This is a genomic window from Litorisediminivivens sp. KMU-197, from assembly GCF_056858395.1.
Genome location: NZ_JBXEQG010000003.1, coordinates 210,558 through 235,979, shown reverse-complemented (window position 1 = coordinate 235,979; position 25,422 = coordinate 210,558). Strand labels below are relative to the sequence as shown.

The window sequence follows — 25,422 nt, the reverse complement described above, 5'->3', positions numbered from 1 at the left end:
GGCGGGCTCCTTTGCAGCAGGTTCTAAAGCGCCGCGCCGGGCAAGGGAAGGTGTGCTGTGCCGCCCTGTCCGACGCATGAGCCGACCCGGCGCGAATGCGCACCTTATTGCCAAAATATCGCTTTACGGTAATCTCGGGCCATGATTTCGCGTATAACGACCGTTGCCCTGTTGCTTGTCCTTGCCGCCTGCGGGCCGCGGGGGGTGTTTTCCCTGCAGCGCGGCGTCGATGCCGGAGAGGTACAGCCGGTGTTCATAGCCTCGAACCGGGCCGCGCTGATCGAGAACGGCGTGCAGTTCACCGCCAAGCGCGCGCAGGACCTGAGCTTCGCGCGGGTCGATGTCTCGATCCCGCCGGCGCATCAGGAAGGGCAGATCGAGTGGCCGTTCGATGTCACGCCCGATCCGGCGAAGCATTTCGTTCTGTCGAATGCCTGGGCCATTCCGGACAGCAGGGCGTTTCTGGCTGCGCTCGACCGGGCGCAGGGGACGCGGGACGAGGTGATCGTCTTCGTTCATGGCTACAACACCACCCATCCCGAGGCGGTCTACCGGCTGGCGCAGATGGCGCACGACTTCGATCCCGGGGTTCCGGTGATCTCGTTCTCATGGCCGTCGGGGGGCGATCCGCGCGGCTATGTCTATGACCGCGACAGCGTGATCCATTCGCGGGACGCGCTGGAAGCGTTGCTGCTGAAGCTGACGCCGGGCCGCGAGGTCATGGTGGTGGCGCATTCGATGGGATCGCAACTGACGATGGAAACGCTGCGTCAGATCTCGATCGGCGGCAAGGGGGCGGTGCTGCGGCGGCTGTCAGGGGTGGCGCTGATCTCGCCCGACATAGATACCGACGTGTTCCTGCGGCAGGCGCAGCGGGTGCACCCCTTCCCGCAGCCCTTCGTGCTGATGACCTCGGCCAAGGACAGGATACTCGACCTGTCGGCCATGCTCACCGGGCAACCGCGACGGCTGGGCGGGATCACGTCGTCCGAGGGGCTGGAGGGGTTGCCGATCCTGGTGGTCGACCTGACCGATTATGCCGAAGAGGACAGCTCGGGCCACGACACGGCGTTCACTGCACCGGCGGCGATCAAGCTGTTGCGGGATCACGAACGGCGGTGAGGGAGCAAAGCGGCTGGATGCGGAGCCGTGCGGTCGCTGACCCTCGGGGAGGCGATGCAACGGGGGTGGTAGGCACTTGATCTACAAGCTACCGTAGAAGTTCCGGATGTCAGGTAGCATGTCCATTTGATTGCGCGGCGGCTTCGCCTTGATTCCGCGCGGGAAGACCGCGAGCGCAGGGGATAGCTGCCAGCGCGGTCCCGGCGCGGGGGCCGGGACCGCGGGGCGTGTCGGTCAGCTGGCCAGCACGTTGCGGAACAGCCAGGGGTCGCTTTCGTCGATGTCTTCGGGGAAATGCTCCCACCGGTCCTGAAGCGGGGTCCAGTCGGTGTAATGCGCTTCGACCGGGCCGAGGTAGGGGCGTTGCACCTCTAGGCAGCGGGCGTGGTCCATCTCGTCGGTCTCGACGATGCCGGCCTCGGGGTTCTCCAGCGCCCAGACCATGCCAGCCAGTACGGCAGAAGTCACCTGCAACCCGGTGGCGTTCTGGTAGGGCGCGAGGTCGCGGGTTTCCTCGTTCGACAGGCGCGAGCCGTACCAGAGCGCGTTCTTTTCGTGGCCGAAGAGCAAGACACCCAGCTCGTCGATACCTTCGACGATTTCGTCCTCGGTGAGGATGTGGTGCTTCTGCTGCTGTTTGCCTGAACCGAACATCTCGTGCAGTGACAGCACCGCGTCGTCGGCGGGGTGATAGGCGTAGTGGCAGGTCGGGCGGTACTCGGGCTCATGCCCCTCGCCCACGGTGTAATAGTCCGAGATCGACACCGCCTCATTATGGGTCACGAGAAATCCGAACTGCGGGCCGGGGGTCGGGCACCAGGTGTGGACGCGGGTGATCGCGCCGGGGCGTTCCAGCCAGATGGCGGACTTGCAGCCTGTGTCCTGACGGTGGGCGTTTTCCGGGAACCATGTCTCATGGGTGCCCCAGCCCAGTTCGGCGGGCTGGAAGCCCTCGGCGATGAAGCCCTCGACCGACCAGGTGTTGACGAAGACGTTGCGCGGGCGTGGCGTACGCCGCGCCTGGGTGTCGCGTTCGGCGATATGGACACCCTTGACGCCGAGCGATTGCATCAGTTTTGCCCAGCCTTCACGGTTTTCAGGCTCCTCGGTCTCGCGACCGGTGTCCTTGGCCAGTGTCAGCAGAGCCTCCTTGACGAACCAGCTGACCATGCCGGGGTTGGCGCCGCAGCAGCTGACCGCAGTGGTGCCCCCGGGATTGGCGGCCTTCTCGTCGCGCACCTTCTGGCGCAGCGCATAGTTGGTGCGAGCGGCGTTGTCCTCGGTGTCGAAGTAGTAGCCGGCCCAGGGCTCGACCACGGTATCGATGTAGAGCACGCCCAGCTCGCGGCAGAATTTCATGATGTCGAGCGAGGAGGTGTCGACGCTGAGGTTGACGCAGAAGCCCTTGCCATCCGGGAACAGCCCGCCCAGCACCTCACGGTAATTGTCGGGTGTAAGCGCGGTGTCGACGAAGTTCAGCTTGTGCTGGCGCAGGAAGTTGTGGTGCCCGCTGTCGGGCTCGATCACCACGAACTGATCCGCATCATATTCGAAATGGCGTTCGATCAGCGGCCAGGTGCCTTTGCCGATCGAGCCGAAACCGATCATCACGATGGGGCCGTCGATGCGGCCATAGATGGGATAGTCCTGCGTCATGCCTGTCTCCTCGGTGTCGGCGCGAAGGTCTGAATGAACAAAAGGCCGCGCAAGCAAGCGCGGCCTTTCGGAACATCGGTGCCAGAACGGTTTAGTTCTGCGCGTAATATTCGATGACGAGATTCGGTTCCATCACCACCGGGTAGGGCACGTCCGACAGGCCCGGCGCGCGGGTGAAGGTGGCCTTCAGCTTGGAGTGGTCGGCCTCGATGTAGTCGGGCACGTCACGCTCGGGCAGCTGGGTGGCTTCGAGGATCGCGGCCATCTGCTTGGACTTCTCGCGGACTTCGATCACGTCGCCCTCTTTCACACGGTAGGAGGGGATGTTGACCTTCTTGCCGTTCACGGTGACGTGGCCGTGGTTCACGAACTGGCGTGCGGCAAACACGGTGGCGACGAACTTGGCGCGGTAGACCACGGCGTCGAGGCGGCGCTCGAGCAGGCCGATCAGGTTCTCACCGGTGTCGCCCTTCACACGCTCGGCTTCGCGGTAGATGCGGCGGAACTGCTTTTCGGTCAGGTCGCCGTAGTAGCCTTTCAGCTTCTGCTTGGCGCGGAGCTGGAGGCCGAAGTCGGACAGCTTGCCCTTGCGGCGCTGGCCGTGCTGGCCGGGGCCGTATTCGCGGCGGTTGACCGGGGACTTCGGGCGGCCCCAGATGTTTTCGCCCATGCGGCGGTCGATCTTGTACTTGGCAGAGGTGCGTTTTGTCACCGTCTGATCTCCTTTATATTGGCAATTCGGCTTGTTCCGAAAACCGGTTCCCACTTTTCGGGCCGATGTCGCGTCTCCGCCTCGGACCGTAGGTGCGCGCCGGACCCGGAGTGGGCCTCGTGCCAGTTGCAAAGGGCGTTGTCCTCTAAGCCTGAGCTTCGACAGGCATCCCCTCGCGGGGGCCACCAACACCAATGAAGCCGCGCGTATACGAGGGGCTTGAGACAGAGTCAACAGGCTGAGGGAACCTGATCCATCGATGGATCAGGGCTGATCTGTCGACAGATCAGCCCCCGCCATCGCGGCGCACGCCGCGTGGCGCGGGCAGCAGGTCAGGTGGTCGTTCACCAGCCCGCAGGCCTCCATGAAGGCATAGGTAATCGTCGGGCCGCAGAACCGAAAACCGGCCTTCTTCAGATCCTTCGACACCTGCTCTGAAAGCGGCGTGAAAGGCGGTATATCGGCATCCGAGGCGAACCGATTCTGCAAGGGCACCCCGTCGACGTAACGCCACAGGAAATCGTCGAACCCCTGCCCCAGATCAAGGTAGGCCCGTGCGTTGGTGATGGTAGCCTCGATCTTGCCACGATGACGGATGATGCCGGGGTTGGTGAGTAGGCGTGCGACTTCATCCTCGCCCCACGTGGCGATGACCTCCGGGTCGAAGCCTGCAAAGGCGTCGCGGAAGGCGTCGCGCTTCTTGAGGATGGTGATCCAGCTGAGGCCGGCCTGAAAGCCGTCGAGGATCAGCTTTTCCCAAAGCGCGCGGGGGTCGCGCTCGGGCACGCCCCATTCGGTATCGTGGTAGGCGATATAGATCGGCTCGGGTCCGGCCCAGCCGCAACGTGTCAGGGCATCGTTCACTGTTTCCCCCTTCCGGACCGGTCCGGCCGGCTTTTGTAAACCCAAGTTTAAACCTTGTGGCGCAAATTGGGCCTCGTCCGCAATCAAGGGGTCGACGATGAAGCAGGCGAGACAGGATGAAAAGCCCAGGCGCAGGGGAAATGCCCTGGCACAGGCGCTTGTTCTGCGCGACCAGAACACCCTTCAGATGGTCGAGGACGCGGTCAGACACAAACAGGTCATGCTGGCGTTTCAGCCGGTAGTGCAGGCACGTCGGCCGGACCGCATGGCCTTCTACGAAGGGCTGATCCGTGTGCTCGACGACACCGGCCGGGTGATTCCCGCGCGCGACTTCATCGGCGTGATCGAAGAGACCGAAACCGGGCGGCGGATCGACTGCCTCGCCCTGGAAAAGGGGCTGCTGGCGCTGGCGCGGACCCCTACGCTGCGGCTGGCGATCAACATGTCGGCGCGCTCGATCGGCTATCGCCCCTGGATGCGCACGCTGGAGCGCGGGCTCAAGGCCGATCCGACAGTGGCCGAGCGGCTGATCCTCGAGATCACCGAAAATTCCGCCATGATGGTGCCCGAGATTGTGACTGGCTTCATGTCGGACCTACAGACCCAGGGCATCGCCTTTGCGCTCGATGACTTCGGGGCGGGTTATACCGCGCTACGCCACTTCAAGCAGTTCCAGTTCGACATCCTCAAGATCGACGGTCAGTTCATCCGTGGCATCCATGCCGATCCGGACAACCAGGTGTTGACCCAGGCGATGCTGTCCATCGCCCAGCAGTTCGACATGTTCACCGTCGCTGAAACCGTGGAAAAGGCCGAAGACGTGGCGATGCTGACGGCCATGGGCGTCGACTGCATGCAGGGCTATTTCTTCGGCGCGCCGACAGTTCATCCCCCCTGGAGCGAAGACCACCGCGCGACTGCGTGACTTCGTCGCATACCCGGATTGCGTGCATGGGATAGGGGCCGCGCGCAGGGGCAGACCTGTTGCTGCAAGCGCAAAGTTACGCTATGGCATCTTCCCGAGCGGCGGGGGGATGTCGGGGCCGTTGGGCACACCTGATATCGTCCTGCGCCAAACTTGGTGAAGGAAGAAATCATGACCAATGTCGTTATCGCCTCGGCCGCCCGGACTCCGGTGGGCTCGTTCCTCGGCTCGTTTGCCAACACGCCTGCCCACGATCTCGGCGCCACCGTGCTGGAAGCGCTGGTCGAACGCGCCGGCATCGACAAGTCGGACGTCTCCGAGACGATCCTCGGCCAGGTGCTGACCGCCGGTCAGGGCCAGAACCCCGCCCGCCAGGCCCACATCAACGCCGGTCTGCCCGAGGCTTCGGCCGCGTGGGGCATCAACCAGGTTTGCGGCTCGGGGCTGCGCGCCGTGGCACTGGCCGCGCAGCACATCCAGCTGGGCGACGCCGATATCGTCGCTGCCGGCGGCCAGGAAAACATGTCGATGTCGCCCCACGTGGCCAACCTGCGCAATGGCCAGAAGATGGGTGACCTGAAGTACATCGATTCGATGATCAAGGACGGCCTCTGGGACGCCTTCAACGGCTATCACATGGGCCAGACCGCCGAAAACGTCGCCGAGAAGTACCAGATCAGCCGCGACCAGCAGGACGAATTCGCGCTGGCCAGCCAGAACAAGGCGGAAGCCGCTCAGAAGGCCGGCAAGTTCGACGACGAGATCGTTGCCTTCACCGTCAAGACCCGCAAGGGCGACATCGTGGTCGACAAGGATGAATACATCCGCCACGGCGCGACGCTGGACTCGATGCAGAAACTGCGCCCGGCCTTCACCAAGGACGGCTCGGTCACCGCGGCCAACGCCTCGGGCCTGAACGACGGCGCGGCGGGTGCGCTGCTGATGTCGGCTGCGGAAGCCGAAAAGCGCGGCATCAAACCGCTGGCGCGCATCGCCTCTTACGCGACAGCCGGTCTCGACCCCAAGATCATGGGTGTCGGCCCGATCTATGCCTCGCGCAAGGCGCTGGAAAAAGCCGGCTGGAAGGCCAGCGACCTCGACCTCGTGGAAGCCAACGAAGCCTTTGCCGCGCAGGCCTGCGCCGTAAACAAGGAAATGGGCTGGGATCCGGAGATCGTGAACGTCAACGGCGGCGCCATCGCCATCGGTCACCCGATCGGTGCCTCGGGTGCCCGCGTGCTGAATACCCTGCTGTTCGAAATGCAGCGCCGCGACGCCAAGAAGGGCCTTGCCACGCTGTGCATCGGCGGCGGCATGGGCGTCGCGCTCTGCGTGGAGCGCGACTGAGTTAACGGGGCCGCCTTCGGGCGGTCCCATTCCCGCCATGCCGGTAGTTCCTGAAAACCCTGACCAGATCGTCTTTTCCGGCGGCGGATTGCGCTGTTTCTGGCAGGGCGGCTTTCTGTCGGAAGTGACGCGGGTGCAGGAGCTTGCGCCGCAGCGGGTCACCGGGGTCAGCGGCGGCGCGCTTGCCGGCGCGGCCTTCCTGGCGGGCGTCGAAGAGCGTCTGCTGGAAGAGATGTGTGCCGCCTTCGAGAAACAGGACAGCAACATAGGCTGGTTCGAGCCGGGCCAGGACGGAATAACCCCGCATCAGACCGTCTATTGCCAGGTGGTCGAACGCGTGCTGGACGCCGAGGCCGCGCGAAAGATCGCCGAGGGCCCGCAGTTTCAGATCCTCATTGCCCATCCGCCTGAAACAGGGCTGCCCACGATGTCCGGCACCGCATTGGCCGCGACCTATGAGGCCGAGTTGCACATCGTGAATTCACCGCATTTCAACTGGGCCGAAAAGATCGGCCTGAGCGCCCATCTCGTCGATGCCAATCAGGCCGCGCGCGACGGCAAACTGGCCGATCTGGTGTCCGCCGCCGCGGTGATCCCGCCGGTGTTCGAGCCGCCGCTGTGGCAGGGCAAGCGGGTGGTCGACGGCGGCATGTCCGACCAGGCGCCGATGCCCGACCCGGACCGGGGCACGACGCTTGTCCTGCTGACCCGCGACTATCGCAACATCCCGCAGGTCGAGGGCCGGCACTACGTCATGCCCTCTGGTGAAACACCCGCCGACAAGATCGACTTCACCGATCCTCAGAAGTTGCGCGACACCTGGGATCAGGGCCAGCGCGACGCACGGGATCGATTGCAAAATGATGGCGCGGCGCAAAGTAATAATGTTGCGCCCGGAAAGCCAACCCAGTAACAACGTTTCGAATACGCCAGAATGGAGGAAGACCATGGCAAGAGTTGCACTCGTCACCGGAGGCTCGCGCGGTATTGGCGCGGCGATTTCCAAAGCGCTGAAGGCCGAAGGCTACGACGTGGCCGCCACCTATGCCGGCAACGATGAGGCTGCCAGCAAGTTCACCGAGGAAACCGGCATCAAGACTTACAAGTGGAACGTCGCGGACTACGACGAATCCAAGGCCGGGATCGAGAAGGTCGAATCCGAAGTGGGCCCGATCGACGTGGTCGTCGCCAACGCCGGCATCACCCGCGACGCGCCCTTCCACAAGATGAGCCCCGAGCAGTGGAAAGAGGTCATCGACACCAACCTCACCGGCGTGTTCAACACCATCCACCCCGTCTGGCCCGGCATGCGCGAGCGCAAGTTCGGCCGCGTCATCGTGATCTCGTCGATCAACGGTCAGAAAGGCCAGTTTGCACAGGTCAACTATGCCGCCACCAAGGCCGGTGACCTCGGCATCGTCAAGTCGCTGGCGCAGGAAGGCGCGCGCGCGGGCATCACCGCCAACGCCATCTGCCCGGGCTACATCGCCACCGAGATGGTCATGGCGGTGCCGGAGAAGGTCCGCGAGTCGATCATCGGCCAGATCCCCGCAGGCCGCCTAGGCGAGCCCGAGGAAATTGCACGCTGCGTGACATTCCTGGCTTCCGACGACGCCGGTTTCATCAACGGCTCGACGATTTCGGCCAACGGCGCGCAGTTCTTCGTCTGAGCTTTCGCCAATTCGCAAGGACCGGGGCTGGCCTGTCATGGGCCAGCCTTTTCAGTTGCAATGGAACCGGTTTTGCAGCCAATTGCGGCGCAACCAGACCCCGTTCTAACGAAAACTTGAACAAGAATTTGCCGAAACGGCCGACCTCGTCCATCATGGGCGGGAAGGCACGTGATGCCGACAGTATTTCAGGTGGTAATTTCAGACATGGCACAGACCGTTGCTTGTATCAGTCAATTTGCGCCGTACGCCCGGTTTTGCGGGTCCGATGCCTGCGATTGCCGCATTGAAAAGCCCGACTGACATGGCCGAGACCCTTCCCCCCCTGACAGCACTTCGTGCCTTCGAGGCCGCCGCGCGGCACATGTCTTTCGCCAATGCCGCCGAGGAGTTGCACGTCACTCCGGCGGCCCTTTCGTTCCAGATCAAGTCACTTGAGGAGCATCTGGGAGAGAAACTGTTCCTGCGGCTCAACCGCGCCGTGGACCTGACCGAGGCGGGCCGCACCCTGTCACCCGGCGTGTCCGAGGGGTTCGAGGCGATCCGCCGTGCCTGGACCGCGACGCGACGTCTGCAGGAGCATTCCGTGGTGACGGTGACCGCCGGCCCGGCCTTCACCGCCATGTGGCTGTCGCCCCGCCTGTACGCCTTTGCCGAGGCGCATCCGGGCATCGAATTGCGTTTCCTGGCAAGCATGCGGAAGCTGAATTTCGCCCGCGACGGCGTCGACATAGCCATCCGCTACGGGACAGGCGACGATGACGGCGATCTTGTGTCGCGTCCCTTCATGACCGATTTCCTGACGCCGATGATGGCGCCTGCGCTGGTCGAGCGCTACGGATCCGCGGCGACGCTTGCCGAAGCGCCCTTGCTGCATGACGATTCCACCGCCTTCGCCGAACCGCGGCCGGACTGGCCCGCGTGGTGCGCCGTGGCGGGAATCGAAGCCGATTGCAGCCACGGCCAGCACATCGCCCAAGCCGATCAGGCGCTGGCCGCTGCGATCTCGGGCGCGGGCGTGGTGCTGGGACGGGCGGCACTGGCCGCGGGGGCCCTGCGCAGCGGACTGCTGGTCGCGCCGTTCCCGATCGCGTTGTCGGTCAATGCGCAGTACCGGATTCTGCGCAAGAAAGGGGCGGAAAACCGCCCCCAGCTTCGCGCATTCATCGACTGGCTGGCCGCCGAAGCGCGGCCGATGGCCGACTTGGAAGCGGCACATCAGATCGTGCCGCCCCCGGAGGTCGCTTAGGCCATCTCAGAGGAAATTCGGTTGATTTCCTCTTTCAGTCGCAGCTTCTGCTTCTTGAGATCCGCGATTTGCAGGTCGTCGGTGCCTGGCGCGCGCTGCGCCTCTTCTACTCTCTCCGAAAGGACTTGGTGTTTCTTCTTCAGTTCCTGCAGGTGCGAACTCAGGCTCATGAGTGTCCTCCTTTGGTTCATGTGCGAAGTCAGTGCATCACATTTTTACATGCCTGTCACGCTGCAGCCGCGAAAAGGAGAGAGACTTTGCCTAAGATTCTACTGATGCCGGTTCGAAGGGCAAAAACGCCCCCTCGCGCAGCACCGCCGAGACCGCCGGAGCATAGTCATCGCCGTCGCGCAGATGGCTGGCGCCGCGGTGCAGCAACAGCGGCTGATGCAGGCGGAAAGCCGCGCGCCCGCCCTTGCGTCCGCGCAGCAGGACCAGCCGCGCCGCCCGTCCCGCACGCGGGGTCAGCGGCAGAAGCTCCAGCGACCCCAGGTGCTGCCCGAATTCGGCGATCAGTTCGGGCAGACGCTCGGCCCGCTGGATAAAGGTGGCGTGCCCGCCGGGCGTCAGCCGCCGTGCCGCGACGTCGACCCAGCGGGCCAGCGGCAGGCATTCGCCGCGCCCGGTTTCGCGGCCCGGATCGGCGCTGGCGCGGGTACTGTCGCGCAGGAAGAACGGCGGATTGGCGATCACGTGATCGAAGCGGCGCGCCTTGACCGCGTCGGGCAGCAGGTCGAGGTCTGCGGCGTGGATCTCGGCCGATTGCCCGTTGCGCAGCGCATTGTCGCGTGCAAGCCCGGCGTAATCGGCCTGCAGCTCGATCCCCGTCAAGCGCAGCCCCTGCACCCGCGCGCCAAGGCACAGCAGCGCGGTGCCCACCCCGCAACCCAGTTCCAGCACCGATTGCCCCGCCTCGGCCGGGACCGAGGCGGCCAGCAGCACCGGATCGACGCCGGCGCGATAGCCTTTGGCAGGTTGCAGCAGCTGCAGACGCCCGCCCAGAAAGGCGTTATCGGTGAGATCAGCCATCCAGCCGGATGTCATGGGCATGCATCAGCACGCGTGCACGGGGCAGCTCATCGCGCAGCACCATCAGGCGTCTGGGCAGAATGCCGATGGATCCTTCGAGCACGCTCATATTTACGTCGAACTCGAAGCATTCTATACCCTCGTCCTGCAACAGGGCGCGGGCATAGGCGATGACGGTGATGTCGTTGGTGCGCAGCAGCTCTTCCATGGGCGCGATGTAAGGGCAGGACGCGGGGGTTGTCGAGCCTCCGTGACAGGAGTGTGACAGGCTTGGACATGAGCACGATCAAACCGCATGAACGGCTGGCCGAGGTGCTGGAGGCGGACCTCGCCGAGGTGGGGACGCTGATCCGGGCCCGGATGGCGTCGAAACACGCGCCGCGAATCCCCGAGGTGACGGCGCACCTTGTCGACGCCGGAGGCAAGCGGCTGCGCCCGATGCTGACGCTCGCCTGCGCGCGGATGTGCGGCTATGACGGCGACGATCACATCAAGCTGGCGGCGACGGTCGAGTTCATCCATACGGCGACGCTGCTGCATGACGACGTTGTGGACGAAAGCGCCCAGCGTCGCGGGCGGCCGACAGCGAACCTTTTGTGGGACAACAAGTCCAGCGTGCTGGTGGGCGACTACCTGTTCGCCCGCGCCTTCCAGCTGATGGTCGAGCCGGGCGATCTGCGGGTGCTGGACATCCTGTCGAATGCTGCCGCGACGATTGCCGAGGGCGAGGTGTTGCAGCTTTCGGCCGCACAGAACCTTGCGACGGACGAAGCCGTCTATCTGCAGGTCATCCGGGGCAAGACGGCGGCGCTGTTTTCCGCCGCGACCGAGGTCGGCGGCGTCATCGCAGGCCGGCCAGAAGCGGAAATCCGGGCGCTGTTCGACTATGGCGACGCGTTGGGAATCGCCTTTCAGATGGTCGATGACTTGCTGGATTACTGGGGCTCGGACGCCACCGGCAAGAATGTCGGTGACGACTTCCGCGAGCGCAAGCTGACCCTGCCGGTGATCAAGGCGGTGGCGCAGGCCGACGACGAGGAGCGCGCCTTCTGGAAGCGCACCATCGAGAAGGGCAGGCAGGAGGACGGCGACCTGGCACATGCGCTGAGCCTGCTAGAGCGGCACGGCGCGCTCGAGGCCGCGCGAAAGGATGCGCTGGTGTGGGCAGACAAGGCGCGCAAGGCGCTGGAACCTCTGCCGCATCACCCGATCCGCGAGATGCTCTACGATCTGGCGGATTACGTCGTGGCGCGGGTGACCTGATCGCGCTGTCGTCCCGGATCAGCTCCGGGGCGCGCGGATAACCTTAGGACAATCGGGTCGGCGCGACCCACCAGCCCGGATGGGTGACGCGCAGGCGGTCCGCCGCCGCCCGGGCCGTCGCCGTGTCGTCGAACAGGCCGAAACAGGTGGCCCCGGATCCGGACATCCGCGCGAGGGCGGCACCGGAATCGCGCAGGGCAGACAGAACCTCGCCGATGACCGGAGCCTGCGCCACGGCCGGAGCCTCGAGGTCGTTACGCTGGGTGCAAAGCCAGTCCAGCGCCTCTCCCTCGGCCGGCAGGTCCGTCATGGCCGGGTTGTCCTTGCGCTTCAGCGCGCGGAACACCGCCGGGGTGGGCACCTCCACGCGCGGATTGACCAAGACCGCATCGCGGGGCGACAGGTCCACCGGCACGACCGTCTCGCCGATCCCCGAGATGCGCGCGGCCCGGGCCTGCATGCAGACGGGCACATCCGCGCCCAGCGCCAGCGCGTCGCCGTCGAACCGTCGGCCAAAGGCGGTCTCCATCGCCCGCAACACCGCCGCCGCGTCGGACGACCCGCCGCCTATTCCGGCCGCGGCCGGCAGGTGCTTTTCCAGTTCGATGTGAACGGTCTCGCCAAACGCCTCGGCCGCGCGCCAGCAAAGGTTGCGGGCGTCTGTGGGCACCCCCTGCGCCATCGGCCCGGTGACCGTCAGCGCCATCCGCGGCGCAGGTGTGACCCGCAGGACGTCGCCCACGCCCGCAAAGGCCACCAGCGAATCGAGCAGGTGGTAGCCGTCGGCACGCTGGCCGGTGACGTGCAGGGTCAGGTTGATCTTTGCCGGGGCAAAGGCCTCAGTCGACGCCATTCTCCACCACCCGCAGCGGCGGCGCGCCTTCTTCGGCCAGCACCTCGTCGAGCCCGACCTCAAGCTTGCGGCGGATGCGGTCGGGATCGGCTTCGTGGTCCGGGTTTTCGGGATCGACGAAGCTGAGCGCGCGGTGCCAATGGAAGCGCGCTTCCAGCTTGCGGCCCACGGCCCAGAGCACGTCACCCAGGTGATCGTTGACCACCGGATCGACCGGCATCAGCTCGGCGGCGCGTTCCATGTGACCCACGGCCTCGTCATAGCGGCCGAGACGGTAGAGCACCCAGCCCAGCGAATCGACGATATGGCCGGAGTTGGGCCGGGCCTGTACCGCGGTCTCGATCATCGCCAGCGCCTCGTCGAGGTTCTTGCGCTTCTCGACCAGCGAATATCCGAGGTAATTGAGGACCTGCGGCTGATCCGGGCTCAGTTCTAGGGCCTTGCGGAAATCGGCCTCGGCCTCGGTCCATTGATCAAGCCGTTCGTGGGCGATGCCACGGGCGAAATGGACGAACCACTGCGCCTCCTCGGGATCACCGTAGAGTTCGACAGCGGTATCATAGGCCTCGACCGAAGCGGCATAGTCGGTCTCGCCGCGATAGAGGTCGCCCAGCGAGACATGCACCACCGGCAGGTGGCCGTGGGTCTCGACCAGTTTCTCAAGCTCTGCAATGGCCTCGCCAGCGCGGTCGGCGGCGCGCAGCGCCTCGGCCTTGCCGAGCACGGCGGCGTGATAGGCGGGATGATCGGCGGGCACACGACCGTAGGTTTCGACCGCGAGGTCGTGACGCAGCAGCGTCTCGAGCAGTTGCGCCGACAACAGGATGGCATCGACGTGGCCGGGGCGAAGGTATTCGGCCACGCGGGTATAGAGCAGCACGTAATCGTCGCCCGCCTCGCCGCCGAGCGCGCCGGCAATCGTATAGAACACCTCGGCCATACCGTCGCGCGGGGTGGCGATCATGTCGAAGGGCAGCGGAGCCTCGAGGTCAAGCGCGTCGCGCACCACCTGCAGACCGGGATCGAGGCGGCCGTTGAAACTTTCGTCCATCAGCGCGGCGGCATCTGCATTGCGCCCCAGCTGGCTGAGGATCTGCGCCTGCGCGATCACGCCACGGCGGGTCAGCATCGCCCCCGCGCCGCTGTCACCGCTGAGCAGCGCCTGCGCGCCTTCAAAATCGCCGACCGAGGCCAGCGCCAGGGCCTTGTGATAAAGCGCGAAGCCCTTGAGCCCCTTCTCCTGCGAAACCTCGTCGAACTTGACCAGCGCGGCGGTCATGTCGCCGTCGCCCAACCGCGCCCAGGCCACCAGAAGCCCATCGATCAGCGGGCCGATACCGCGGTCATCCTCGACCATTGCAACGATGTCGCCGTAGCGGCCTTCCTTGGCGTGCCCGGCGATCAGCGCCATCTGCGCGACTTGGGACCGGTGCCCCATCTCGCGCAGCTTCAGCGCGTGGTCGCGGGCCTTGTCGACCGCGCCCAGCGACAGGCGCGCGGCGGTGGCCGCCTCGATCAGGGTCGGGTTTTCGCGGTCATGCTGGATGGCCTGTTCGTAATAGTGGGCGGCTTCGGCGAAATCATTCTGATACCCGGCCTGCCGCGCCGCGAGGTAAGCGCCCGAAAGCGTTGCCGCCGACGTGGGGCCAACTGCCGCGAGGGCCAGCCCGACCCCGAGGCCGAGCGCTGCGATCCATGCCTTTTTGCTGGTGGACAAGAGGCCACTCCTTTGCTGCTCACCGGCTGAACCTAGACGGGCGAAGGTTTACAGGCAATGCAGCATGGTGGTTTTCACCCCCATCGGCGGTTTCACGTCCATGTGAACAAGGGGCCGAAAGGCGGTTCGAAGGCCAATCGGAGCCGATCCTGTGCTGGATCGGCCCCGTCGGCGTTTACATGTTGGGGTAATTGGGCCCGTCACCGCCCTGGGGTGTGACCCAGTTGATGTTCTGTGACGGGTCCTTGATGTCGCAGGTCTTGCAGTGCACGCAGTTCTGGAAGTTGATCACGAACTCGGGCTTGCCGTCCTTCTCGACCACCTCGTAGACGCCCGCCGGGCAGTAACGCTGCGCCGGTTCGGCGTATTTCGGCAGGTTCACGTCGATCGGGATCGACGGATCCTTCAGCCGCAGGTGGCAGGGCTGGTCTTCCTCGTGGTTGGTGAAGGAAAACGCTACGTTGGTCAGCCGATCGAAGCTGAGCTTGCCGTCGGGCTTGGGGTAGTCGATCTTCTTGTGCTTGTCCTCGGGCTCGGTCGCCTCGGCATCCGATTTGCCATGGCCCAGCGTGCCGAACAGCGATCCGCCGAACAGTTCGTTGGTCCACATGTCGAAGCCGCCCAGCGCCAGCGAGGCGGTGAGCCCCCACTTCGACCACATCGGCTTGACGTTGCGCACCCGTTTGAGGTCTTTGCCGATGGCGCCCTCGCGCACGTCCTTTTCATAGTCGGACAGCTCGTCCGCCGCGCGGCCGGCCTTGATCGCGGCATGCGCCGCCTCGGCCGCCGCCTTGCCCGAGAGCATGGCGTTGTGGTTGCCCTTGATCCGCGGCACGTTGACCATGCCGACCGAGCAGCCCAACAGCGCCACGCCCGGTGCCACCATCTTGGGCATCGACTGCCAGCCGCCTTCGGTGATGGCCCGCGCGCCATAGGCGACGCGCTTGCCGCCCTCGAGCAGCTCGGCCACCATCGGGTGGTGCTTGAAGCGCTGGAATTCCATGTAAGGGAAGACGTGGGGGTTCTTGTAGCCCAGGTGGACCACGAAACCCACGTAGACCTGGTTGTTGTCGAGGTGATAGATGAACGACCCGCCGCCGGCGTTGCTGTTCAGCGGCCAGCCCATGGTGTGGGTGACGCTTCCCTCGCGGTGCTTGTCCGGGTCGATCTCCCAGATTTCCTTCATGCCGAGACCGAATTTTTGCGGCTCTTTTCCGGCGCTCAGGTCATATTTGGCGATCACCTCTTTCGACAGGTGGCCGCGCACGCCTTCGCCAAGGAAGACGTACTTGCCGTGCAGTTCCATGCCGGGTTCGTAGTTGGGGCCTTCGGTGCCGTCGGGGTTGCGGCCGAATTCGCCCGCCACGACGCCCTTCACCTCGCCGTTGTCGCCATAGACGATCTCGCTGCACGCCATGCCGGGGAAGATCTCGACGCCCAGCCCTTCGGCCTGTTCGGCCATCCAGCGGCAGACGTTGCCCATCGACACGATGTAATTGCCGTGGTTGTTCATCAGCTTGGGCATCGGCCAGTTCGGGATGCGGACCTTGCCGGCCTCGCCCAGCATGTAGAAGTTGTCGTCCTTGACCGGCACGTTGATGGGCGCGCCCTTCTCCTTCCAGTCGGGGATCAACGCATCCAGACCGCAGGGGTCCAGCACCGCGCCCGACAGGATGTGCGCGCCGACCTCGGAGCCCTTTTCCAGAACCACGACGTTCAGATCGGCGTCCAGCTGCTTCAGCCGGATCGCGGCGGACAGGCCAGCCGGCCCCGCGCCCACGATCACCACGTCGTATTCCATTGCCTCGCGCGTAGAGTCGCTCATGTCCCGTCCTTCCGGCAATTGCTGCACCTGCGTAAACCTGGCGCTTTTCCTGCCCGGAAATGAACACGCGGTCAACGTGCTGCGCTGCGTCACAAGCCGGTGCCGACGAATGTTAGCGCAAAATCCTGCGAATTTCCGGGCCGCAGGCTCTGCCGCAGCAGCGAAAATCCGCTCTGGAAAGCGGGCCGGTCAGGCTTTACATCCCGGATGCAGGCAGAAACACTCGACAAACATTCGCTTTGAAGGCAAGACCCGGCCATGGAAAAGATACCGATGACCCGCGCGGGCCATTCCGCGCTGCAAACCGAACTCAAGGTGCTCAAGTCCGAGGAGCGCCCCGCCGTGATCAAGGCGATTGCCGAGGCGCGTGAGCTGGGCGATCTGAAGGAAAACGCCGAGTATCATTCGGCGCGCGAAAAGCAGGGATTCATCGAAGGCCGCATCAAGGAACTCGAAGGCATCCTCAGCCTGACCGACGTGATCGACCCCACCAAACTGTCCGGCCCGGTCAAGTTCGGCGCCACGGTGACCGTCGTCGACGAGGAGACCGACGAAGAGAAGACCTGGCAGATCGTCGGCGAGCACGAGGCCAGTGTCGAGAAGGGCCTGCTGAACATGAAGTCGCCCATCGCCCGCGCCCTGATCGGCAAGGAAGAGGGTGACAGCGTCGAAGTGCGCACCCCCGGCGGCACCAAGGATTACGAGATCCTCAAGATCGCCTATATCTGACGGTTCAGACCGCCGTCCATCGAGAGCCCGGCCATGCCCGACGCGACCCAAGATCCGCAGACCTCCGAGCGCCCGGCACGGGTGGCGCCGTCGGCACCAACGCCGATCGGCATCTACGAGCGCAGCCGGGGCGGCAACATCACCAGCGTCGAGATCATCGCGGTGGCGCTGTCGCTTCTGTGGCTGCTGGCGACGGCGGTGTTCTTCGTGCTGCTGGAGCCGGACACCTCGGGCGACGGCAACCTGCGGGTCCTGATGACCATTCTGGCAATCTTCATGCCGGTGGGGATGATCTGGGTCGCGGCAACCGCGGCGCGCGCGTCCAAGGTGATGCGGGACGAAAGCACCCGGTTGCAGACTGCCATCGACGCGCTGCGCCACGCCTATGTCAGCCAGAGCCAGGGCGGCACGGCGGCCACCTCGGTCAGCCGCAAGCTGGACGAAATTGCCGCTGCCCAGCGCAAGGCCGAGGCGACGATGGCGATGTTCTCGTCAACGCGCGAGATCGGGTCGCACCGCGCGGCCTCGTCCGGCGCCGCGCGCCCTGCCGCCGCCGCCCCGCCTGCCGCCGACGATCAGCCGGCGCTGGCGCTCGGGACGCCCGCCGAGGCGCTGGAGCCGGCGCTGTCGACACAGGATTTCATCCGCGCCCTGAACTTCCCCGAAACCGCCGAGGACCGTGAGGGCTTCTCGGCCCTGCGGCGCGCGCTCAAGCATCGCCCCACCGCGCAGCTGGTGCAGGCCGCGCAGGACGTGCTGACGCTGCTCAGCCAGGACGGTATCTACATGGACGACCTGCGCCCTGACATGGCCAAGCCGGACGTCTGGCGCCGCTTCGCCGAAGGCGCGCGCGGACGCGCGATCGCCGGTCTGGGCGGCGTAAGGGATCGGTCGTCGCTGGCGCTGACCGCCGGCCGGATGAAGCAGGACCCGATCTTCCGCGACGCGGCGCACCACTTCCTGCGGGTCTACGACAAGACGTTCCAGAGCTTCGCCGAACGCGCCAGCGATTCCGAGGTCTCGGCGTTCTCCAACACCCGCACCTCGCGCGCCTTCATGCTGCTGGGCCGGGTGGCGGGCACGTTTAACTGAACACAAGGCGCCGTCTGCGGGTCGGAAGCTACGGCTGTAATAATGCCGTAGGGTGCGTGATCTCACGCACCTCTGATCGGCCGCGGCTGCACAGAGAGCCGCGCAATCCCCGACCCCCGAGGTGGCAAACCAACTGCAGTTCAGGCCACATGATCTCTCGTTTGCCGCAGAAGTTCAGACCCGAGCGCGCCGTTGCGTCGATTCGGCGCCCAATGCTGGCACGGACCCGTAGGCCGGACTTCAGCCCGGCACCCGGAGCGCCGGGCTGAAGCCCGGCCTAAGTCACATCCGCAAGTGCCCGCTGAAACCTGGACCCGGCCTAGCCGAAGCTGCCGAAGGGAATGAACCGCACCGGGTCGCCCACGGCGATCTCGGCCGCGCCGTCGGGCAGTTCCACCAGCCCCTCGGCCCAGCTGAGCCCGCTGATCCGGCCCGACCCTTCCGAACCGAAAACCTCGGCCCGTCCGCCCCGCATCCGTGCCCGCAGGTATTCGCGCCGCCCGGGCTTCTTGCGCTTGGCAAAGCCCGCCGGCACCGTGAAGCCCTCGGGCTCCTGCCACGGGCCGCCCGCCAGCACCTCAAGCGCGGGACGTGCAAAGATCAGTGTGCACACCAGTGCCGCCACCGGGTTGCCCGGCAGCCCGAACACCGGCACCCCCTGCCACAGCCCCAGCGCCAGCGGACGCCCCGGCTTGACCGCGATCCGCCACATCTGCATGGCGCCGGCCTCGCGCAGGAGGGCCGACATGTGGTCCTCATCGCCGGCCGAGGCACCGCCCGAGGTCAGCACGACGTCAGCCAGGTTCGCCGCCTGATCCAGCCTTGCCCGAAGCGCGTCGCGGTCATCGGGGGCGATGCCCAGATCGACCGCATCGAAGCCCCATTGCTCCGCCAGAGCCAGCAGCATGGGCCGGTTGGCATCGAAGATCTGTCCGTCGCCCGCGTCCGCGCCGGGGGGCAGGATCTCGTCACCGGTCGACAGCACCCCCACACGCAACCGGCGGCGCACCGGCACTTTGTCATGCCCCACTGCCGCCAGCAGCGCCAGATCGGCCGGCGTCAGGCGCCGCCCCGACAGGGCCACCGGCTGGCCCTGCGTCACGTCCTCGCCCGCCGGCCGCGTATTCGCCCCGCGTTTCAGTGGCCCGCGCAAGGCGATCTGCACCCCGTCCGAGGTCACGTCTTCCTCAAGCACCACCGTATCGACGCCCTCGGGCAGCGCCGCCCCGGTCAGGATGCGTAGCGCGCGACCCTCCGGCACCCGCCCCGGGAAAGGCACCCCTGCCGCCGCCCGTCCGTCCAGCAGGGGCATCCGGGTCACCCCGTCAGGCACCGCGCCCGCGAATCCATAGCCATCCACCGCCGAGTTGGCCTGCGGCGGGTTCGACCTGAGCGCCTGCATGTCCCGCGCCAGCACCCGGCCCGCAGCCGCGCCCAGCGCCACCGATTCTTCGCCGACCACCGGGTTCAGACCGTCCCGCAGGTGCGCCAGCGCCGCGTCCACCGGCACCCAGTCGACCCCGGCGGGCAGGGCGAAACAATCGTTGCGCAGCGGCGGAGGCATCAGCGCGCCCGAAGCCGCCTGACGCAGAGCATCCTCATGTCCCAACCCGAAAATCCACCCTTCCTCCGGTGCCGAGACCGCTAGCACCTGTGACAGAGTCTCCGGCGGTAGAGCCGCGATCGCCTCGGCCAGAACGCGCACCTGCGCGCGGTCCTTGATCTCGCCGTCTTCCCGCCGGGCAGCCACGGCGTCGGCGATCAGCGACGGCCAGACCTCGACCAGCGCCACCGGGCGGTCCAGCGGCTCGAACGGCCAGACCGCGATGTCGAACCTGTGGCGCAGGCGTTCAAGCACGGGCAATCCCATCATGACCTGAGACCCCACGGCACCCGCGCCCGCCATCTGCCAACAGGTGAAGGCGCCCTGCGCGGCCTCTTCGCAGGCGCGGCGGCCAGGGAACGGGTTTCGGTAGCCGGCCTTGCCGCGTGGCAGGCAGTCGATATCGCGCTGCAACCCATTGGCCCAGAACGGGCCGTCTCCGCCGAAGCGGCGATTGATTTCGCCCGCCAGATCGAAGCGGTTGTTGGCCTGCGGCGCGTCCTCGACCCGGTCCGCGAACCACGCCCAGACCGCGAAAGGGTCGGCGCGTCCGGTCAGCGCCTCGGCGAACCCCTGCGGATAGCCGAACGGAAAATCGACCCCGATGAACAGCCGGCGTCCCGCCCCCGTCTCCTCTGCGATCAGCGCCGCCAGATAGGCTTCGGCCGCCGCCCTGTTGCGGCAATAAACCGGCGCTTCGGACACCCCGCCGCGCACCAGCCCGATCCATATCGCATCCGACTTGGGCGCTGCCCCCCGGTCATTGCCGCCCGACCAGTCGACGATCGCGAAGCTGTCGAAGCTCACAGCCCGACCTCCCGCAGGATGAAATCGGCAATCGCAACGGTATCGTCGAGGTGAAACACCGGCCTGTCCACCCGAGGCGCGGAATCCGAGGCCACCGCGCGGATGGTTTCGTCCTCCGGCGCGATCAGGTCCTGTCCGGTTGCGGCGCGGTGCGCCTCGATCTTCGGGTGTCGGTCGCGCTTGTAGCCCTCGATCAGCACCAGATCGCAGGGCGCAAGCTGGGCCAGCAGATCGGCAAGCGTCGGTTCCTCGGCGCCGCGCAGTTCGGTCATCAGCGCCACCCGCCTGCGCGAGGCCAGCAACACCTGTGACGCCCCCGCCACCCGATGACGGTGCGAATCCTTGCCCGGATGATCGACGTCGAAGGCGTGATGCGCGTGCTTGATGGTGGACACGGCAAAGCCGCGGCCGGTGATTTCGCCGACCAGCCGCTCCATCAGCCCGGTCTTGCCGGAGTTCTTCCAGCCGGTGACGCCGTAGACCCTCATCCGACCATGGCCTCGGCCTGCTCCAGATCCGCGGGCGTATTGACGTTGAAAAAGGCGTCCTCGTCGGGGAAGACCGCCTCGCGTCCGCCGTGTTTCTCGGTCCAGATCACCACTTTCTTGATGCCGCCCTCCAATGCCGCGCGCAGATCGTCGCGCAGGTCGACGGGCCAGAGCCCGAAGGTCGGGTGGCGCACCAGTCCGCCCTTCATCGAGCGGGTGTCGGCGCCCTGCCGTTCGGTCGCGGCCAGCACCAGCGGATGCGCCTGCCCCTCCGCGGCCCCCTGCAGCCGCGTCACCAGATCGCGGGGGAAGAACGGGGTGTCGGCGGCGACGGTGACGATACTGCTGGCGCCCTCTTCGGCGGCATGGTCCATCCCGGCCAGCACCCCGGCAAGGGGGCCGGCGAAGCCGGGAATGCTATCGGCCACCACCGGCAGGCCATAGCCCGCGAACCGCGCCGCATCGCCGTTGGCGTTCAGCACGAGCCCGCCGACCTGCGGGTTGAGCCGGTCGATCACATGATCGAGGATGGCCAGCCCGCCAAGCCGCAGCAGGCCCTTGTCGCCGCCGCCCATGCGGGTCGCCTGACCACCGGCGAGGATCACACCAAGAGGTTTCGTCATGCGTGACCTCCGGTCCGGACGGGGGGAAAATCCGTCGACGGATTTTGTAAAAATCGTTGACGATTTTTCCCGCTCACGTATCCGCCCCCTTGCGCCTGTGCTTGCCCTTTTCCTCCGGCACCGCCGAAGGGTCCGCGTCCCACGTGATGCGGTCCTCCCCCGACAGGCAGATGAACCGCTTGCCGCGCATTCGGCCGATTAGCGTCAGCCCGACCTGCCGGGCGATCTCCACCCCCCATGCGGTGAAACCCGAGCGCGAGGCCAGCACGGGTATCCCCATCAGTGCCGTCTTTATCACCATTTCCGAGGTCAGCCGCCCGGTGGTGTAGAGGATCTTGTCCTCCGCCCCCACCGCTTCGCGGAACATCCAGCCGGCGATCTTGTCGACGGCGTTGTGGCGGCCCACATCCTCCATGTAGACCAGCGGCCGGTCCCGCTGGCACAGGACGGTGCCGTGAATCGCCCCGGCCTGAAGGTAGAGCGAGGGCGTCACGTTGATGCGGTGCGCCAGCGCATAAAGCCAGCTTGACCGCAGTTCCGCCTGCGGCAGGGTCAGCCCCTCCAGCCCCTCCATCATGTCGCCGAAGACAGTGCCCACGGCGCATCCGCTGGTACGGGTCTTCTTCTTCAGCTTCTCCTCGTGGCTGGTTTCACGCGCGGTCCGCACGACCACCACGTCCAGATCGTCGTCATAGTCGACGCCGGTCACGTCGTCATCGGCCTGCAGCATGCCCTGGTTCAGCAGGAAGCCCAGCGCCAGGTATTCCGGGTAATCGCCGATGGTCATCGCGGTGACGATCTCGCGGCTGTTGAGGAAGATCGTCAGCGGCCGTTCCTCGACTACCGAAATTTCCTGCCGCCGGCCGTCGTGGTCGACGCCCTCGACCGTCCGGGTCAGCCGGGGGGCTGCCGGATCGGGGGCGATCAGATAAGGCGCGGCATCGTCGGTCGGGGCCAATTGCGTCTCCTGTGCTGTCCTAGTAGGGCTGAGCCGAACCTAGGATGAAGCCATGCCACCCTCCACCCCCAAACGCGATTTCTGGCGCGGCGTTCGGCACGCCTTTCCCTTTTTCGTCGTCATCGTGCCCTTCGGTGCGCTGTTTGGCGTGGTCGCAGCCGAAGCCGGGCTGAACGTGGTCGAAACGCTGAGCTTCTCGATCGTGGTGATCGCGGGCGCGGCGCAGTTCACCGCGCTGCAACTCATGGTCGAGAACGTGCCAACACTGATTGTGCTGGTCTCGGCGCTGGCGGTAAACCTACGAATGGCGATGTATTCCGCCGGGCTGACGCCCTATCTGGGCGGGGCACCGCTGTGGCAACGCGGGCTGATCGCCTATTTCACGCTCGACCAGACCTTTGCCAGCGCCACCCTGCAATACGAACGTGAACCGCAGATGCCGCTGCCCAACCGCGTCGCCTATTTCTTCGGTGTGTCGCTGGCGGTGGCACCGCCGTGGTGGGCGGCGACGGTCGCCGGCGCGATGCTGGGCGACAGCGTGCCCGACTGGATGGCGCTCGACTTCGCGCTGCCGATCACCTTCCTCGCGATGATCGCGCCGGCCCTGCGGACGCCCGCGCATGTGATCGCGGCCGTGGTCTCGGTGGTGACGGCGCTGGTCTTCGCCTTCCTGCCCTACAACCTTGGCCTGCTGGTCGCGGGGGTCGCCGGCATGATGGCCGGGGCCGAGGCGGAACGCCAGATCGAGAAGCGACGCGCATGATCGAGACATGGGAAATCTGGGTGGTGATCGTCGGGCTGGGCCTCGGCAGCTTCCTTCTGCGCTTCAGCTTCACCGGGCTGGTCGGCGACCGCGACCTGCCGCCCTGGGTGCTGCGGCACCTGCGCTATACCGCCGTGGCCATCCTGCCGGGGCTCGTGGCGCCGCTGGTGGTCTGGCCCGCCGCGACCGGGGGCGAGCCCGATGCCGCGCGGCTGATCGCGGCGGTGACGACACTGGCGGTCGGTCTTGTCACCCGCAACGTACTGGCGGCGATCTTCGGCGGTGCGGCGGCGCTCTACCTGAGCCTGTTCCTGCTCTAGCTCCGGCGCCCGACCGGCAGACAGGGCGCGGTGGTCGAAAATCCGCAACCCCTGTGACGACGCGCGTTTCCTTTTTCCGCGCCGGCCCTAAACTCATGCCCCATGACCGACGTCCCCCCCTTCGCCCCGCTCCCGCGTCCTGAGACCGCCGATGGCCGAACGCGCATGATCGGGGTCGAGATCGAACTGGGCGGCCTGTCGGAACAGGCCGTGGCAGAGGTGGCCCGCGAGGTGCTGGGCGGCCGGCTGGAACCCGGCGCCGAACCGGCGTGGTTCCTGCGCGACAGCAGCATCGGGTCGCTTGAAATCTACCTCGACACCTCGCTGCGCCTGTCCGCCAAGAGCCAGTTGCGTGACGCCGCGTTGGCGCTCGGGCGCGAGGTGATCCCGGTCGAGATCGTCTCCGACCCGCTGGATCACGCGGGGCTGGCGCGGCTGTCGGCCCTGACGCCCGCCCTGCGTCAGGCCGGCGCGCGCGGCAGTTCGGCGGGGGTGTTCTTCGGGTTCGGCGTGCATTTCAACATCGAGATCGTGTCGGACGCCATCGCCGACATCCGCGCGCCGCTGACCGCCTATGCGCTGCTCGAGGACTGGCTGCGCGACGCCGGGCCGATCGACGACACCCGCCGCCTGCTGCCCTTCACCCAGCCCTATCCGACCGGCTTCGTGCGCGCCCTGCTGGATTTACCTGACGATGCCGCGCTGGCCGCGCTGATCGACCTCTACGTGGCGCACAACCCGACCCGCAATCGCGGGCTCGACATGCTGCCGATCTTCGGGCACCTGGCGCCGACACACCTGTCACGGGTTTTCCCCGACCCGGTGAACAGCCGGCCAACCTTCCATTTCCGGCTGCCCGACAGCCGCATCGACGAACCCGGCTGGTCCTTGCCGCGCGAATGGGACCGCTGGGTGCTGGTCGAGACGGTGGCAGGCAACCCCGACCTGATGCGCGGCATGGCCAAGGCCTGGCGGCAGGCCCACGAGGGCATGACCCTGTTGCGCCACAGCTGGGCGCAGCGGGCCGGGGATATCCTGCTGGGCGCCGGTCTCACCCGGGAGCCGCTGGCATGACGACGCCACTGATCGGGGTGACCACATCGCGCCGCTCCGGCTGGCGGATCTTTCCGCTGGTGGCGCTGAACGTCTGGATGGCGGGCGGCCGGGCGGTACGCTGGGTGGCCGGGCGCGACGCCGATATCAGCTCGGTCGACGGTATCATCATCGGCGGCGGCGACGACATCTCGCCCGATCTTTACGGCGGCAAGATTGTCACCTCGGCCCGGCTCGACCCCGACCGCGACGCGCTGGAACGGCGGCTGGTGGACGAGGCCTTTGCCCATGACAAGCCGGTGCTGGGCATCTGCCGCGGGTCGCAGATGCTGAACGTGGCGCTTGGCGGCACGCTGCACCAGGACGCCTATGGGGTCTATACGGCCTCGCGGCGGGTCTACACGATCCTGCCGCGCAAACGGGTGTCGATCTGCCGGGGCACCCGGCTGGCGGGTCTTTCCGGCGTGAAACCGATGCAGATCAACGCGCTGCATTCGCAGGCCGTGGACGTGCTGGGCCGTGGCCTGCGGGTCGCCGCCCGCGATCAGGGCGGCATGGTGCAGGCGATCGAGCGCGTCTCGGACCCCTTTGCACTGGGCGTGCAGTGGCATCCGGAGCACCTGTTCTACGCCCGCCGCCAGCGGGCGATCTTCCGCGCGCTGGTAACGGCGGCGCGGGCAAGACACGACCACCGCGCCCAGATCGAGGACGTCAGACGCGAGGTCGAACCGGTCACCGATTGACGGCTGCAGGG

26 protein-coding genes are annotated in these 25,422 nt (G+C 66.3%); 13 read left to right on the top strand and 13 right to left on the bottom strand.

Annotated elements, in window-relative coordinates; genetic code table 11:
* The first annotated feature begins 141 nt into the window (after positions 1-141).
* Positions 142-1,122, top strand: coding sequence for an alpha/beta hydrolase (locus AC04PT_RS08975; protein WP_482873311.1), 981 nt, complete (start codon positions 142-144; stop codon positions 1,120-1,122).
* A 234-nt stretch (positions 1,123-1,356) separates the two neighbouring features.
* On the opposite strand, the gene AC04PT_RS08970 is transcribed toward AC04PT_RS08975, so the two are convergent.
* The 3 genes from AC04PT_RS08970 to AC04PT_RS08960 form a co-directional block, all read right to left on the bottom strand.
* On the bottom strand, positions 1,357-2,778 hold the full coding sequence (locus AC04PT_RS08970; protein ID WP_482873310.1) for a homospermidine synthase: 1,422 nt from the start codon (positions 2,776-2,778) through the stop codon (positions 1,357-1,359).
* 91 nt (positions 2,779-2,869) lie between these two features.
* Positions 2,870-3,490, bottom strand: coding sequence for a 30S ribosomal protein S4 (gene rpsD / locus AC04PT_RS08965; RefSeq protein WP_482873309.1), 621 nt, complete (start codon positions 3,488-3,490; stop codon positions 2,870-2,872).
* Positions 3,491-3,754: 264 nt separating this feature from the next.
* On the bottom strand, positions 3,755-4,342 hold the full coding sequence (locus AC04PT_RS08960) for a DNA-3-methyladenine glycosylase I (protein ID WP_482873547.1): 588 nt from the start codon (positions 4,340-4,342) through the stop codon (positions 3,755-3,757).
* Between the two features lie 109 nt (positions 4,343-4,451).
* Here AC04PT_RS08960 and AC04PT_RS08955 point away from each other — a divergent pair, with 109 nt between their 5' ends.
* The 5 genes from AC04PT_RS08955 to gcvA all read left to right on the top strand — a co-directional run bounded on the left by AC04PT_RS08955 (position 4,452) and on the right by gcvA (position 9,545).
* Entirely contained in the window at positions 4,452-5,279 is an 828-nt protein-coding gene (locus tag AC04PT_RS08955; RefSeq protein ID WP_482873308.1) for an EAL domain-containing protein, read from the top strand.
* Positions 5,280-5,450: 171 nt separating this feature from the next.
* The gene (locus AC04PT_RS08950; RefSeq protein WP_482873307.1) at positions 5,451-6,626 is read left to right on the top strand and encodes an acetyl-CoA C-acetyltransferase; all 1,176 of its coding nucleotides are present in this window, start codon (positions 5,451-5,453) and stop codon (positions 6,624-6,626) included.
* Positions 6,627-6,663: 37 nt separating this feature from the next.
* A complete protein-coding gene (locus AC04PT_RS08945; RefSeq protein WP_482873306.1) occupies positions 6,664-7,539 on the top strand; it encodes a patatin-like phospholipase family protein in 876 nt (291 codons plus the stop codon).
* Between the two features lie 34 nt (positions 7,540-7,573).
* Positions 7,574-8,296 (top strand): acetoacetyl-CoA reductase, encoded by a 723-nt coding sequence (gene phbB, locus AC04PT_RS08940; RefSeq protein WP_482873305.1) that lies wholly within the window; start codon positions 7,574-7,576, stop codon positions 8,294-8,296.
* A gap of 304 nt (positions 8,297-8,600) precedes the next feature.
* Positions 8,601-9,545, top strand: a complete 945-nt coding sequence (gene gcvA / locus AC04PT_RS08935) for a transcriptional regulator GcvA (protein ID WP_482873304.1) — start codon at positions 8,601-8,603, stop codon at positions 9,543-9,545.
* Here gcvA and AC04PT_RS08930 read toward each other — a convergent pair.
* The 3 genes from AC04PT_RS08930 to AC04PT_RS08920 all read right to left on the bottom strand — a co-directional run bounded on the left by AC04PT_RS08930 (position 9,542) and on the right by AC04PT_RS08920 (position 10,782).
* On the bottom strand, positions 9,542-9,715 hold the full coding sequence (locus AC04PT_RS08930; protein ID WP_482873303.1) for a YdcH family protein: 174 nt from the start codon (positions 9,713-9,715) through the stop codon (positions 9,542-9,544). The two genes, gcvA and AC04PT_RS08930, sit on opposite strands and share 4 nt — an antisense overlap.
* Before the next feature lie 91 nt (positions 9,716-9,806).
* Positions 9,807-10,574, bottom strand: coding sequence for a tRNA1(Val) (adenine(37)-N6)-methyltransferase (locus AC04PT_RS08925; protein ID WP_482873302.1), 768 nt, complete (start codon positions 10,572-10,574; stop codon positions 9,807-9,809).
* The gene (locus AC04PT_RS08920; RefSeq protein WP_482873301.1) at positions 10,567-10,782 is read right to left on the bottom strand and encodes a putative signal transducing protein; all 216 of its coding nucleotides are present in this window, start codon (positions 10,780-10,782) and stop codon (positions 10,567-10,569) included. Before AC04PT_RS08920 ends, AC04PT_RS08925 begins: the two co-directional genes overlap by 8 nt.
* A gap of 68 nt (positions 10,783-10,850) precedes the next feature.
* Between AC04PT_RS08920 and AC04PT_RS08915 the strand changes: the two genes are divergently transcribed.
* Positions 10,851-11,837, top strand: a complete 987-nt coding sequence (locus AC04PT_RS08915; RefSeq protein ID WP_482873300.1) for a polyprenyl synthetase family protein — start codon at positions 10,851-10,853, stop codon at positions 11,835-11,837.
* Between the two features lie 43 nt (positions 11,838-11,880).
* On the opposite strand, the gene AC04PT_RS08910 is transcribed toward AC04PT_RS08915, so the two are convergent.
* The 3 genes from AC04PT_RS08910 to AC04PT_RS08900 all read right to left on the bottom strand — a co-directional run bounded on the left by AC04PT_RS08910 (position 11,881) and on the right by AC04PT_RS08900 (position 16,232).
* The gene (locus AC04PT_RS08910) at positions 11,881-12,690 is read right to left on the bottom strand and encodes a 4-(cytidine 5'-diphospho)-2-C-methyl-D-erythritol kinase (protein ID WP_482873299.1); all 810 of its coding nucleotides are present in this window, start codon (positions 12,688-12,690) and stop codon (positions 11,881-11,883) included.
* The gene (locus AC04PT_RS08905; RefSeq protein ID WP_482873298.1) at positions 12,677-14,407 is read right to left on the bottom strand and encodes a tetratricopeptide repeat protein; all 1,731 of its coding nucleotides are present in this window, start codon (positions 14,405-14,407) and stop codon (positions 12,677-12,679) included. Before AC04PT_RS08905 ends, AC04PT_RS08910 begins: the two co-directional genes overlap by 14 nt.
* Positions 14,408-14,582: 175 nt before the next feature.
* On the bottom strand, positions 14,583-16,232 hold the full coding sequence (locus tag AC04PT_RS08900) for an electron transfer flavoprotein-ubiquinone oxidoreductase (RefSeq protein ID WP_482873297.1): 1,650 nt from the start codon (positions 16,230-16,232) through the stop codon (positions 14,583-14,585).
* A 258-nt stretch (positions 16,233-16,490) separates the two neighbouring features.
* Here AC04PT_RS08900 and greA point away from each other — a divergent pair, with 258 nt between their 5' ends.
* Both greA and AC04PT_RS08890 read left to right on the top strand, forming a co-directional pair.
* Positions 16,491-16,961 carry a transcription elongation factor GreA gene (greA, locus tag AC04PT_RS08895; RefSeq protein ID WP_482873296.1) on the top strand — a complete coding sequence of 157 codons (471 nt, stop codon included), beginning with the start codon at positions 16,491-16,493 and terminating at the stop codon, positions 16,959-16,961.
* Positions 16,962-16,994: 33 nt separating this feature from the next.
* Entirely contained in the window at positions 16,995-18,053 is a 1,059-nt protein-coding gene (locus tag AC04PT_RS08890; RefSeq protein WP_482873295.1) for a hypothetical protein, read from the top strand.
* Positions 18,054-18,372: 319 nt separating this feature from the next.
* Here AC04PT_RS08890 and AC04PT_RS08885 read toward each other — a convergent pair whose 3' ends face one another.
* From AC04PT_RS08885 to AC04PT_RS08870, 4 genes are all read right to left on the bottom strand, one after another.
* Entirely contained in the window at positions 18,373-20,463 is a 2,091-nt protein-coding gene (locus AC04PT_RS08885; protein WP_482873294.1) for a molybdopterin-binding protein, read from the bottom strand.
* Positions 20,460-20,951 (bottom strand): molybdopterin-guanine dinucleotide biosynthesis protein B, encoded by a 492-nt coding sequence (mobB, locus tag AC04PT_RS08880; protein ID WP_482873293.1) that lies wholly within the window; start codon positions 20,949-20,951, stop codon positions 20,460-20,462. Before mobB ends, AC04PT_RS08885 begins: the two co-directional genes overlap by 4 nt.
* Positions 20,948-21,574 carry a molybdenum cofactor guanylyltransferase MobA gene (gene mobA / locus AC04PT_RS08875; RefSeq protein WP_482873292.1) on the bottom strand — a complete coding sequence of 209 codons (627 nt, stop codon included), beginning with the start codon at positions 21,572-21,574 and terminating at the stop codon, positions 20,948-20,950. Before mobA ends, mobB begins: the two co-directional genes overlap by 4 nt.
* 73 nt (positions 21,575-21,647) lie before the next feature.
* Positions 21,648-22,532, bottom strand: coding sequence for a formate dehydrogenase accessory sulfurtransferase FdhD (locus AC04PT_RS08870; RefSeq protein WP_482873291.1), 885 nt, complete (start codon positions 22,530-22,532; stop codon positions 21,648-21,650).
* A 52-nt stretch (positions 22,533-22,584) separates the two neighbouring features.
* Between AC04PT_RS08870 and AC04PT_RS08865 the strand changes: the two genes are divergently transcribed.
* The 4 genes from AC04PT_RS08865 (at position 22,585) to AC04PT_RS08850 (ending at position 25,411) form a co-directional block, all read left to right on the top strand.
* On the top strand, positions 22,585-23,295 hold the full coding sequence (locus AC04PT_RS08865) for an AzlC family ABC transporter permease (RefSeq protein ID WP_482873290.1): 711 nt from the start codon (positions 22,585-22,587) through the stop codon (positions 23,293-23,295).
* Complete coding sequence (locus AC04PT_RS08860) at positions 23,292-23,615, top strand: AzlD domain-containing protein (RefSeq protein ID WP_482873289.1); 324 nt, start codon at positions 23,292-23,294, stop codon at positions 23,613-23,615. Before AC04PT_RS08865 ends, AC04PT_RS08860 begins: the two co-directional genes overlap by 4 nt.
* A 102-nt stretch (positions 23,616-23,717) precedes the next feature.
* Positions 23,718-24,689: an amidoligase family protein gene (locus AC04PT_RS08855; RefSeq protein ID WP_482873288.1), complete on the top strand. Its 972-nt coding sequence runs from the start codon at positions 23,718-23,720 to the stop codon at positions 24,687-24,689.
* Positions 24,686-25,411: a gamma-glutamyl-gamma-aminobutyrate hydrolase family protein gene (locus AC04PT_RS08850; protein WP_482873287.1), complete on the top strand. Its 726-nt coding sequence runs from the start codon at positions 24,686-24,688 to the stop codon at positions 25,409-25,411. The genes AC04PT_RS08855 and AC04PT_RS08850 overlap by 4 nt, the downstream gene beginning before the upstream one ends.
* Positions 25,412-25,422 lie beyond the last annotated feature (11 nt).

What these genes read in the sequence shown, in the direction of transcription:
- AC04PT_RS08920 (WP_482873301.1), bottom strand. Translation starts at nt 10,782, where the DNA reads ATGGAAGAGCTGCTGCGCACCAACGACATCACCGTCATCGCCTATGCC.
- mobA (WP_482873292.1), bottom strand. Translation starts at nt 21,574, where the DNA reads ATGACGAAACCTCTTGGTGTGATCCTCGCCGGTGGTCAGGCGACCCGC.
- AC04PT_RS08925 (WP_482873302.1), bottom strand. Translation starts at nt 10,574, where the DNA reads ATGGCTGATCTCACCGATAACGCCTTTCTGGGCGGGCGTCTGCAGCTG.
- AC04PT_RS08950 (WP_482873307.1), top strand. Translation starts at nt 5,451, where the DNA reads ATGACCAATGTCGTTATCGCCTCGGCCGCCCGGACTCCGGTGGGCTCG.
- AC04PT_RS08970 (WP_482873310.1), bottom strand. Translation starts at nt 2,778, where the DNA reads ATGACGCAGGACTATCCCATCTATGGCCGCATCGACGGCCCCATCGTG.
- AC04PT_RS08850 (WP_482873287.1), top strand. Translation starts at nt 24,686, where the DNA reads ATGACGACGCCACTGATCGGGGTGACCACATCGCGCCGCTCCGGCTGG.
- greA (WP_482873296.1), top strand. Translation starts at nt 16,491, where the DNA reads ATGGAAAAGATACCGATGACCCGCGCGGGCCATTCCGCGCTGCAAACC.
- gcvA (WP_482873304.1), top strand. Translation starts at nt 8,601, where the DNA reads ATGGCCGAGACCCTTCCCCCCCTGACAGCACTTCGTGCCTTCGAGGCC.
- AC04PT_RS08865 (WP_482873290.1), top strand. Translation starts at nt 22,585, where the DNA reads ATGCCACCCTCCACCCCCAAACGCGATTTCTGGCGCGGCGTTCGGCAC.
- AC04PT_RS08900 (WP_482873297.1), bottom strand. Translation starts at nt 16,232, where the DNA reads ATGAGCGACTCTACGCGCGAGGCAATGGAATACGACGTGGTGATCGTG.
- AC04PT_RS08945 (WP_482873306.1), top strand. Translation starts at nt 6,664, where the DNA reads ATGCCGGTAGTTCCTGAAAACCCTGACCAGATCGTCTTTTCCGGCGGC.
- AC04PT_RS08915 (WP_482873300.1), top strand. Translation starts at nt 10,851, where the DNA reads ATGAGCACGATCAAACCGCATGAACGGCTGGCCGAGGTGCTGGAGGCG.
- mobB (WP_482873293.1), bottom strand. Translation starts at nt 20,951, where the DNA reads ATGAGGGTCTACGGCGTCACCGGCTGGAAGAACTCCGGCAAGACCGGG.
- AC04PT_RS08860 (WP_482873289.1), top strand. Translation starts at nt 23,292, where the DNA reads ATGATCGAGACATGGGAAATCTGGGTGGTGATCGTCGGGCTGGGCCTC.
- AC04PT_RS08890 (WP_482873295.1), top strand. Translation starts at nt 16,995, where the DNA reads ATGCCCGACGCGACCCAAGATCCGCAGACCTCCGAGCGCCCGGCACGG.
- AC04PT_RS08975 (WP_482873311.1), top strand. Translation starts at nt 142, where the DNA reads ATGATTTCGCGTATAACGACCGTTGCCCTGTTGCTTGTCCTTGCCGCC.
- AC04PT_RS08855 (WP_482873288.1), top strand. Translation starts at nt 23,718, where the DNA reads ATGACCGACGTCCCCCCCTTCGCCCCGCTCCCGCGTCCTGAGACCGCC.
- AC04PT_RS08930 (WP_482873303.1), bottom strand. Translation starts at nt 9,715, where the DNA reads ATGAGCCTGAGTTCGCACCTGCAGGAACTGAAGAAGAAACACCAAGTC.
- AC04PT_RS08955 (WP_482873308.1), top strand. Translation starts at nt 4,452, where the DNA reads ATGAAGCAGGCGAGACAGGATGAAAAGCCCAGGCGCAGGGGAAATGCC.
- AC04PT_RS08910 (WP_482873299.1), bottom strand. Translation starts at nt 12,690, where the DNA reads ATGGCGTCGACTGAGGCCTTTGCCCCGGCAAAGATCAACCTGACCCTG.
- phbB (WP_482873305.1), top strand. Translation starts at nt 7,574, where the DNA reads ATGGCAAGAGTTGCACTCGTCACCGGAGGCTCGCGCGGTATTGGCGCG.